This is a genomic window from Burkholderia sp. HAN2018 (assembly GCF_024704855.1).
Lineage (GTDB): Bacteria > Pseudomonadota > Gammaproteobacteria > Burkholderiales > Burkholderiaceae > Burkholderia > Burkholderia cepacia.
Genome location: NZ_QOBB01000240.1, coordinates 1 through 10239 on the forward strand (window position 1 = coordinate 1; position 10239 = coordinate 10239).

Annotated in this window: 6 protein-coding genes; 2 read left to right on the plus strand and 4 right to left on the minus strand. The window is 68.4% G+C overall.

Annotation, left to right across the window (positions count from 1 at the left end; translation table 11 throughout):
• Positions 1-642, minus strand: a 642-nt coding sequence (rsxB, locus tag DPV74_RS34690) for an electron transport complex subunit RsxB (RefSeq protein ID WP_119338834.1), incomplete at its 3' end; no start/stop codon positions are given.
• 156 nt (positions 643-798) lie between these two features.
• Between rsxB and DPV74_RS34695 the strand changes: the two genes are divergently transcribed.
• Positions 799-1431 carry a TetR family transcriptional regulator gene (locus DPV74_RS34695; protein WP_021161256.1) on the plus strand — a complete coding sequence of 211 codons (633 nt, stop codon included), beginning with the start codon at positions 799-801 and terminating at the stop codon, positions 1429-1431.
• A gap of 87 nt (positions 1432-1518) precedes the next feature.
• Here DPV74_RS34695 and DPV74_RS34700 read toward each other — a convergent pair whose 3' ends face one another.
• Positions 1519-2997: a polyhydroxyalkanoate depolymerase gene (locus DPV74_RS34700; RefSeq protein ID WP_060172950.1), complete on the minus strand. Its 1479-nt coding sequence runs from the start codon at positions 2995-2997 to the stop codon at positions 1519-1521.
• Between the two features lie 211 nt (positions 2998-3208).
• A complete protein-coding gene (locus DPV74_RS34705) occupies positions 3209-5038 on the minus strand; it encodes a glycoside hydrolase family 15 protein (RefSeq protein WP_021161258.1) in 1830 nt (609 codons plus the stop codon).
• A 166-nt stretch (positions 5039-5204) separates the two neighbouring features.
• Here DPV74_RS34705 and DPV74_RS34710 point away from each other — a divergent pair, with 166 nt between their 5' ends.
• A complete protein-coding gene (locus DPV74_RS34710) occupies positions 5205-6449 on the plus strand; it encodes a lactonase family protein (RefSeq protein ID WP_027786811.1) in 1245 nt (414 codons plus the stop codon).
• Between the two features lie 94 nt (positions 6450-6543).
• Here the strand turns inward: DPV74_RS34710 and DPV74_RS34715 are convergent, their stop codons facing one another.
• Positions 6544-10215, minus strand: coding sequence for a DNA translocase FtsK (locus tag DPV74_RS34715; RefSeq protein WP_374709010.1), 3672 nt, complete (start codon positions 10213-10215; stop codon positions 6544-6546).
• Positions 10216-10239 lie beyond the last annotated feature (24 nt).

The following is a 10239-nucleotide window of genomic DNA, read 5'->3' on the forward strand; positions in this document are numbered from 1 at the left end:
CGCGCGGCGTGCGGCCGCGCGCGCTTCGGCGGCTTCGCGTTCGCGGCGCTGGCGCGCGAGCCGCAGGTCGTGGCGTTCGCGCGCGGCATCGGCCTGTTCCTGCGACCACGCATCCCAGCCGGTGCGTTCGCCGGTCACCGGCAGCATCGCGATGCAGTCGACCGGGCAGGGCGGCACGCACAGGTCGCAACCCGTGCACAGCGACTCGACGATCGTGTGCATCTGCTTCGGCGCACCGACGATCGCGTCGACCGGGCACGCCTGCATGCACAGCGTGCAGCCGATGCACAGGCTTTCGTCGATGAAGGCGACGGCGCGCGGATGCTCGCTGCCGTTCACGGGGTTCAGCGGAATCACGGGCTTGCCGAGCAGGCCCGCGAGGCGCGCGATGCCTTCGGCGCCGCCGGGCGGGCATTGGTTGTAGTTCGCGTCGCCGGCGGCGATCGCCTCGGCGTACGGCCGGCAGCCGTTATAGCCGCACTTCGTGCATTGCGTCTGGGGAAGCAGATCTTCGATGCGATCCGCGAGTGTTTTGGAGTCGGTCACGGTGACAACGGGCGCAGCGGCGCCGAATGGCTCTCGGCCGCTTCGGGCGCGGCCGGAAAGGTTTGCCAAAGCTCGATTATCGCCGATTTCCCGCATTGCGCTGGACGCCGTCTGTGCGCATAATCGAACCGCTTTTTTGCAGGGGCTCAGCAGGAGGGCGGCCGCCCGCGGCGCGCCCGTTCCAGGGCGGCCGGCGCCGAGGCGGTGGGGGTGCCGGTCCGGATCAAGCGGCTCACATAGCAAAACGCCACCATGAATCAGCCAAAAATCAAAAGAGATCCTGAAGGTACGCGCCGCCGCATCCTGATGGCGGCAGCCGAAGAGTTCGCGAGTGGAGGGCTGTTCGGCGCGCGCGTCGACCAGATCGCGCGCCGGGCCGAAACCAACGAGCGCATGCTCTATTACTACTTCGGCAGCAAGGAGCAGCTGTTCACGGCCGTGCTCGAACACGCGTTCTCCGCGCTGACCGAGGCCGAGCGCGTGCTCGACCTCGACGGCGTCGCGCCGGTGGAAGCCGTCACGCGGCTCGCGCATTTCGTCTGGGACTACTACCGCGACCATCCGGAACTGCTCAGGCTCATCAACAACGAGAACCTGCACGAAGCGCGCTACCTGCACAAGTCGACGCGGATCCGCGAGATGATGTCGCCGATCGTCGCGAAGCTCGGCAACGTGCTGACGCGCGGCCAGAAGGCCGGGCTGTTCCGCACCGACGTCGATCCGCTGCGCTTCTATGTGACGCTGTCGGGGCTCGGCTACTACATCGTGTCGAACCGCTTCACGCTCGCCGCGACGCTCGGCCGCGATTTTACCGACACCGACGAACGCGCCGAGATGGTACGCATGAACACCGAGTTGCTGCTCGCGTATCTGCTGCGTCGCTGACGCACCGGCCGGCCGAAGCGGTCGAAGGATGCAAAAACGCCGCCGTGCGCAGGCAACGGCGGCGTTTTTTCGTCGGAACGCGGTGCGTCAGGCGGCCTTGCGCGTACGCACGGCCTTGACGCGCGGGCCGCCGGCGGCGCGTTTCGCGGCCGGTGCGGCCTTGGCCGGCGCCGCTGCGACTGCCTTGGCGGGGGCCTTCGCGCGCGTGCGCTTCGCCGCGGTGGCGCGCGTCGTTTCGAGCGGCGCATGGCTGGCCGGCACGGCGGAGAGCGTCTTGGGCGCCGGCGCATCCGCGGCATCCTTCGTCGCGCCGTGCTTCGGCTCCGGCGCATGCTCGCGGATGAAGTCGCGCAGTTGCGGATAGATGATCGTGCGCCAGCGGCGGCCCGAGAAAATCCCGTAGTGACCGCACTTCTCGGCGGTCAGGCTGCGGCGCTGGTCCTGCGGGATGCCCGTGCACAGCTCGTGCGCGACGTGCGTCTGGCCGCTGCCGGAGATGTCGTCGAGTTCGCCTTCGATCGTCATCAGCGCGGTACGCTTGATGTCCTGCGGACGCACGCGCTCGCCTTCGACATCCCACGTGCCCTCGGCCAGCCGGAATTCCTGGAACACGATGCGGATCGTCTCGAGGTAATACTCGGCGGCCATGTCGAGCACCGCGTTGTATTCGTCATAGAACTGGCGGTGCGCTTCGGCGTCTTCCTCGTCGCCGCGCAGCAGGCTCTGGTAGAAATCCCAGTGCGACTGTGCGTGCCGCTCCGGATTCATCGCGACGAAACCCGTGTGCTGAAGGAAGCCCGGATACACCTGGCGGCCTTCGCCCGGGTAGTTCGCTGGCACCGTGTGGATCACGTTGTTCTCGAACCACGCGGTCGAGTGCTGCGTGGCGAGCGAATTCACCGACGTCGGGCTGCGGCGCGCATCGATCGGGCCGCCCATCATCGTCATCGTGAGCGGCGTGTCCTCGCCGCGGCTCGCCATCAGCGAGATCGCCGCGAGCACCGGCACCGTCGGCTGGCACACCGAGATCACGTGCAGGTTGCGCGCGCCGATGTGACGGATGAATTCCTGGATGTATGCGATGTAGTCGTGCAGGTGGAACGGGCCGACCTCGACCGGCACCATCCGCGCGTCGATCCAGTCGGTGATGTACACCTTGTGATCCTGCAGCAGCGTGCGCACGGTGTCGCGCAGCAGCGTCGAGTGGTGGCCCGACAGCGGCGCGCAGACCAGCACGACCGGCTCGTCCTTCAGCTGCGTGACGGCGTCGGCGTCGTCCGAATAGCGCTTGAAGCGCAGCAGCCGGCAGAACGGCTTCTCGACGATCGTCTGCTCGACGATCGGGATGTTGTGGCCGTCCTTGACGATCTGGTGAATGTTGAACTCGGGCTTCTCGTAATCCTTGCCGAGCCGGTACATCAGCTCGTACGCGGCGGCCATCCGCGGCGCGCCGGGCATCAGCGAGAACGGGCTGGACGGATTGGCGAACGATTTGGACGCGGCCTGGGCCCAGGCCGTCAGCGGGCTCAGCATGGCTCGCTGGAATTCGTGCAGTTGGTAAAGCATGCAGACTACTCCCGCGTGGGGGACGGTGCGCAAGGGCGGCGTGAGGCGTCGCGGCGTGCCGTGTGGGTCAGCGGCCGGCCATGTTGCACTGCAGCCGGACAATCGCGTCGATCATATCGGACAACGATGGGTGGTGCAATGCAACATTTCCCCGATTTTTCATCAAAGTTTTGCGATTTGACGTTCTCTGAACAAGCCGCTCGCGCCCCGTTCAGCGCCCCGTGGCGACGGCCGGCGCCGGCTGGCCGGCCGCGCGCGCCATCGCGTCCTCGTGGTGCATCAGGTTCATCGCGGTATGCACGAGCGCCACGTGCGAGAACGCCTGCGGGAAATTGCCGACGAGCCGCCCGGCCACCGGGTCGTATTCCTCGGCGAGCAGCCCGAGGTCGTTCGACAGCGCGAGCAGCCGGCTGAACAGGCGGTGCGCGTCGTCGATCCGGCCCAGCAGCGCATAGTTGTCGACCAGCCAGAAACTGCACGCGAGAAACGTGCCTTCGCCGGGCGGCAGGCCGTCGTCGTATTCGGTCGTGCGGTAGCGCATCACGAGCCCGTCGTGCAGCAACTCCCGCTCGATCGCTTCGACCGTGCCGACGATGCGCGGATCTTCCGGCGGCAGGAAGCCGAGCAGCGGCATCAGCAGCACGCTCGCGTCGAGTTCGTCGCTGCCGTAGCTCTGTGCAAACGCCCGTTTGCTTTCGTGCCATGCGTTGTTGCACACGTCGGCATGGATCTGCTCGCGCAGCGCGCGCCAGCGGTCGAGCGAGCCGGGCAGCCGGAACATCTCCGCCGACTTGATCGCGCGGTCGAACGCGACCCACGCCATCACCTTCGAGAACGTGAAATGGCGGCGGCCGCCGCGCGTTTCCCAGATGCCTTCGTCGGGCTCCTGCCAGATCTTCTCGAGATGGTCGAGCAGCGCGCACTGCACCGACCACACCGTGTCGTCGGCCTGCAGGCCGCCCACGCGCGCCAGATGCAGCGCGGCCATCACCTCGCCGAACACGTCGAGCTGGAGCTGGTTCGCGGCGCCGTTGCCCACGCGCACCGGCTTCGAGTCCTGGTAGCCGGGCAGCCAGTCGAGTTCCATTTCCGGCAGCCGGCGTTCGCCGGCGATCCCGTACATGATCTGGATCTGTTCGGGCGAGCCCGCCATCACGCGGCCGAGCCACGTGCGCCACGCGCGCGCCTCGTCGTAGTAGCCGCCGCGCATCAGCGCGAGCAGCGTGATCGTCGCGTCGCGCAGCCAGCAGTAGCGGTAGTCCCAGTTGCGATTGCCGCCGATCTTCTCGGGCAGCGACGTGGTCGGCGCCGCGACGATCCCGCCGGTCGGCTCGTACGCCAGCGCCTTCAGCGTGATCAGCGAACGGCGCACGGCGGCCGCGTAGCGGCCCTGCACCTGGCAGCGGCCCGACCATTCGAGCCAGTAGTTCTCGGTGCGTGCGAGCATCGACAGCGGATCGCGTGCGGGCGGCAGCCGCATGTGCGACGCCGCATAGCTGAGCGAGAACGGCACGCGTTCATCGGCGTTCACGGTGAATTCCGCGAGCGTATGGAGGTTCTTGCCGGTGAGCGGCACCGGCGTGCGCAGCACGACGGTGTCAGGGCCCGCGATCGCCTTCATGCCGTCCTCGCGGGTCAGCTGCGTGACCCACGGAATCGAGAAACCGTAGTCGAAGCGCAGCACGAGCTCCATGCGCATCTTCATCGTGCCGTGGCGGCCGATGACGATCCGCACCAGCTCGGACCAGCCGTTGCCGGGCGGCATGAAGTCGACCACCGTGACGGCGCCGTCGGCGCTTTCGTAGTCGGTTTCGAGAATCAGCGTGTCGCCGCGATAGCGGCGCGACGTGTGCGTGATCGCGGCATCGGCGGCCGGCGCGAGCAGCCAGCGGCCGTGCTCGGGGGTGCCGAGAAGCGCCGCGAAGCAGGCGCCCGAATCGAAGCGGGGCCAGCACAGCCAGTCTACGGAGCCGTCTTTGGCGACCAGCGCGGCGGTGTGGCCGTCGCCGACGAGGGCGTAGTCTTCGATCAGGGCAGGCATGGGCAGGCGATCCTTGGGTATTCGAGTTCACAATGCGGACGGCGGCGGCCAAGGCTTCACGCGCGGGCGCCGCGCCCCGTATACTCGGCCGGGCGGCGGAGCGCATGAACGGCCGGCGTTTCGTCCTATCTCAACACTTGAAGCGACTCGATGCAAGGAGGATTCAATGCCCAACCGTTTACGCGAGCGTGACGCACGCGCTTCGACACGAGGGTTCCCGCTTAGGCTCGCTCACTGGATGAAAGGTTTCGCGATCGTGCTCTCCCTTTCCGCGACCCATGCATTTGCGCAGCAATCGCCCGCTCCGGCCGACGGCGTGTACAACCTGCTCGTGGGCACCTACACGGGCGGCGGCAGCGACGGGATCTATGTTTACCGCTTCGATACGAAAACCGGCAGCGTCGCGCCGGTGTCGTCGGCGAAGACGGTGAATCCGTCGTATCTGTTGCCGAGCCGCGACGGTCGTACCGTCTACGCGGTCAACGAACTGCCCGGCGACGACGGGCCGGCGTCGCAGCGCGGCGGCGTCAGCGCCTTCCGCTTCGACGCGAAGACGGGCGCGCTGAGCTTCATCGACCGCGTGTCGTCGGAAGGGAACGATCCTTGCTATCTCGCGCTGTCGCCGGACGGCAAGTACCTCGTGACGGCCAATTATTCGGTCGCGAAGGATCCGGGCGGCAGCTTCGCGGTGTTTCCGCTGCGCGACGACGGCGCGGTCGGCCAGGCCGTGCTGACGGTGCACCACGAGGGCACGGGGCCCGTGAAGGGCCGTCAGGACGGCGCGCACGTGCATTCGACGGTGTTTTCGCCGGATGGCCATTACCTGTTCGTGCAGGATCTCGGCGCGGACAAGGTCTACGGCTACCGGTACACGGTGGACGGCAGCCGCGGGCTGATCAGCCCGACCGACACGCGCTACACGCCGGTCAAGGCGGGTTCGGGCCCGCGTCACATGGTGTTCAGCGCCGACGGCCGGTACGCGTACGTGACGAGCGAGCTCAACGCGGCGGTCGAGGTGTTCGGCTACCACGACGGCAAGCTGACGCCGGTCGAGACCGTATCGATGACCGCGCCGGGCTTCAAGGGCAAGGTCGGCGGCGGTGCGATCCACCTGTCGCCTGACGGCCGCTTCCTCTACGTAAGCAACCGCGGCGATGCGAACGACCTGGTGATCTACGCGGTGAACCAGGCCGACGGCCGGTTGAAGCCCGTCGGCCGCCAGTCGAGCCTCGGCAAGACGCCGCGCGAGTTCCTGATCGACCCGACCGGCAAGTGGCTGATCGTCGGCAACCAGGACAGCGATACGTTCTACGTGTTCAGCCGCAATGTGGAAACGGGGCAACTGGGCCCGAATCCGCAGAAGGTGGCGGTCGGCAAGCCGGTCGACTTCAAGCTGGTGCCGGTGCAGTAAATGACAAAGGGCGCTGCCGATGCAGCGCCCTTTGCTTTCCGGGGCGGCCGGTTTCCCGGTGGCCCGCATCGGTGGACGGCGGCGGCGGCCGCGCTCAGTCGGCCGCGGCCGGCACGAGCACCTCGCGGCTGCCGTTGATGCCCATCGGCGACACCAGCCCGGCCGCCTCCATCTGCTCGACGAGGCGTGCGGCGCGGTTGTAGCCGATGCGCAACTGCCGCTGCACCGAGGAGATCGACGCGCGCCGCGTGCGCACGACGAACGCGACGGCTTCGTCGTACAGCGGATCGGCCTCCGCGTCCGGCGCATCGCCGAACAGGTCCTGCGTTGCGCCGTCGGCGGCCGGGCCGTCGAGGATCCCTTCCTCGTACTGCGGTTCGCCGAACTGTTTCAGGTACTCGACGATCCGGTGCACTTCCTCGTCGGCGACGAATGCGCCGTGCACGCGCTGCGGGTAACCGGTGCCCGGCGGCAGGAACAGCATGTCGCCCATCCCGAGCAGCGATTCGGCGCCCATCTGGTCGAGAATCGTGCGCGAGTCGATCTTCGACGACACCTGGAACGCGACGCGCGTCGGGATGTTCGCCTTGATCAGGCCCGTGATCACGTCGACGGACGGGCGCTGCGTCGCGAGGATCAGGTGGATGCCGGCCGCGCGCGCCTTCTGCGCGAGACGGGCGATCAGTTCCTCGATCTTCTTGCCGGCCACCATCATCAGGTCGGCCAGCTCGTCGATCACGACGACGATCAGCGGCAGCGTCGACAGCGGCTCGGGGTCCTCGGGGGTCAGCGAGAACGGGTTGCCGATCTTCTTTTCCTTCGCTTCGGCATCGCGGATCTTCTGGTTGAAGCCCGCGAGGTTGCGCACGCCGACGGCCGACATCAGCCGGTAGCGCTTCTCCATCTCGCCGACGCACCAGTTCAGCGCGTTGGCCGCGAGCTTCATGTCGGTGACGACCGGCGCGAGCAGGTGCGGGATGCCTTCGTAGACCGACAGCTCCAGCATCTTCGGGTCGATCATGATGAGCCGCACGTCCTCGGGAGTCGCCTTGTACAGCAGCGACAGGATCATCGCGTTGATCGCGACCGACTTGCCCGAGCCCGTCGTGCCCGCGACGAGCATGTGCGGCGCCTTCGCGAGATCGGTGACGACCGGATGGCCGGTGATGTCCTTGCCCATCGCGATCGTCAGTTGCGAGGCCGAGTGCTGGTACTGGCGCGACTCGAGGATTTCCGACAGGCGGATCATCTGGCGCTTCGCGTTCGGCAGTTCGAGGCCCATGCAGGTCTTGCCGGGAATCGTCTCGACGACGCGGATCGACGTGAGGCCGAGGCCGCGCGACAGGTCCTTCATCAGCCCGACGATCTGGCTGCCCCGCACGCCGAGCGCGGGTTCGATCTCGAAGCGCGTGATCACGGGGCCGGCCGATGCGCCGACCACCGTTACCGGCACCTTGAATTCCTGCAGCCGCTGTTCGATGACCTGCGCGGTTTGCGCGAGGTGTTCGTCGGTGATCGTTTCGATGTCGTCGGACGCGGGTTCGAGCAGGTCGAGGGTCGGCAGTTCGACGTTGAACGTCGCGGGCGCGTGGAATTCGAACGCGTTCGGGCGCGGCGGGCGGGCGGGGGTGTCGGGGGCCGGGGCGGCGGGTTCGGTTGTTGCCGCGGCGGCGGTCGCTTCTGCCGGCGGGGCAGCGGGAATCGCCGGTACGGGCGTGACCGCCGCCGGTGCGGACAGGCTCGCGCCGGGGAATGTCGTGGCAGGTTGCGGGGCTGCGGCTGCCGGTGTCGCGGCGACGTTCGGCACGTGCCAGCTTGCCGGCGACGAGGCCGGGGTGGGGGCGGGCGGGGCTGCGAACGTCGTGGCTTCGATCGCGGCAGGTGCGGAAGCGATCGACGGAGTCAGTGTCGCGGCGGTTGCCCCGAAGGACGGCAGCGAGCCGGTCGGAGCGACGGGCGAGCCGGAGATCGGTTGCGCCGGAGTCGCTGCGGCGGACGTGATCGGTGCGACGGCGCCGGGGGACGGTGCCGTCGTGTCGGAAACGGCCGAAGGCGCGGGCAGGCTTGCGGCCGGCTGCGGTGTGACCGGGCTGGAGGTGCCGAACGTGCCGAATGTCGTACCCGTCGATGAGCTTGCCGGGTTGGCCTGCGTCGGCGCGGGCGAGCCGGACGCGGTGTTCACGGGCATCGCGGTGGCGAGCGTCGGTGCGGCAGCCGGTGCGGGCGCGGTCGAACCGGATGTCGAAGCCGACGTGCCGGCCGTCGACGGAGTCACGACGGGCGATGTGGGCATCGATGCGCGGGGGAACGAACCGTAAGTCGCGCCCGTCTCGTTGACCGGGGCTGTCGACGCAACCGATGCAACGGTCGATGTCGACGCGGCCGGCTGCGAGAGCGAAGCCAACGCAGTACCAGTTACGCCGATTGCGGATGTCGACGCGACTGATGCAGCGGTCGATGCCGACGCAGGCGACTGAGCAGGCGAACCGGATGTCGTGCCGGTCACGCGATCCGTTGAAGTGGTCTCGGCGACAGGCGATGTCTCCGAAGCAAATGCAGGTGCTTGCGCGGCAAAGCCTTGAGCGGTGCCGACGAGCGGCGACGCAGCAGCCGAAGCCGTCTGCGTTGCGGCGGCAAACGGTTGAGCGGCGACCGGCGATTTCGGCAATTCCACGGCGGCGGTCGTATTCGTCGGGGCAGATCGTGCCGTCGACGGTTTCCAAGTCCATTCCGCTGCCGGCGCGGAGCCCTGAGCGCTTGCCGCCGGCGGTGCCGCAGGTTCTGCTGTGTCTGCCTTGATGGCTTCCGGTGCTGCACCCGACGCAGCCGATCCCGACGTTGCCGACACCGCCGCAAACGGCCTGGCTTCGGCACTTGCGCGCGACGTCGTTTCGGTGATCGGCGAAGAGGGGAGGGCAGCGAACGGAGCGATGTTCCCGGCCGCTTTCACGTCGGCGTGCGCATCGTCGATGCCCTGCGGTACGCGGGCCGATGCGATGTGATCGATTGCGGGAGCCGGTTGCGCCGTGTACCTGTCGTCGTTATCGACGGGCGCCGGCAGGTTGCTCGCGGCGATGTCGCGAGCCGCCTCGCGCCTGGGTTGCGCGGCGGCAGGATCGGCCGGTTCCGATCCCGTCGCGTCCGTCGACGACTCGGCGGCCGGGTTCCACGCGGATGCGTCGAACGCGGAAACCGGCCGGCTGGCGAGGTCTTCCCACGGTGCGAGGTCGATGGGCGCGTCGAACGAGGCTGAGGGTGCGGGCGGGATTCCCGGCGTCGGCGCGGCCGGCGCATCGTCGGCGTACCGGATCTCGTCGTCGGCGTGATGCGAAAACGCGGCATCGTCGCTGCCGGTATTCGGCAGCGCGTGCGGGGCGGCCGCGTCGAGCGCCACGGTGCCCGCATCGGCACCCGGTGCATGAACAGCGGGCGCCGCCGGCATGAACGCGTCGAGCACGATCGGTGCGTTGTCGTCGTACGCCGGCGCCGCATCGTGCGCGAGCGACACGGTGGCGTCATGTGTGGCGAGGCCGTGGGTCGCGGCGGCGATCCCGGCCGGCACGGTCGTCACGGTCGGCACGGTCGATGCGGCCGCCGATGCCGGCGCCGCAACGCCGGCTGCTGCCACGGCCACACCGGCCACGGTAGCGGCTGCGGCGGCAGCGTGCCCGGCGTCGGCCGACTGCGCACCGCCCAGCGTCGCCCATTGCGCGGTGCTGGCCTCGATCGAGCGCAGCGTGTCGTGCACGCTCGGTGCCGGCGCGATCGGCGCGGCGGGTTTTTCCGTCCA

Bases quoted from the DNA above. Each gene is read 5' to 3' on its own strand.
- DPV74_RS34695 (WP_021161256.1), top strand. From the start codon at position 799: ATGAATCAGCCAAAAATCAAAAGAGATCCTGAAGGTACGCGCCGCCGC.
- DPV74_RS34700 (WP_060172950.1), bottom strand. From the start codon at position 2,997: ATGCTTTACCAACTGCACGAATTCCAGCGAGCCATGCTGAGCCCGCTG.
- DPV74_RS34705 (WP_021161258.1), bottom strand. From the start codon at position 5,038: ATGCCTGCCCTGATCGAAGACTACGCCCTCGTCGGCGACGGCCACACC.
- DPV74_RS34710 (WP_027786811.1), top strand. From the start codon at position 5,205: ATGCCCAACCGTTTACGCGAGCGTGACGCACGCGCTTCGACACGAGGG.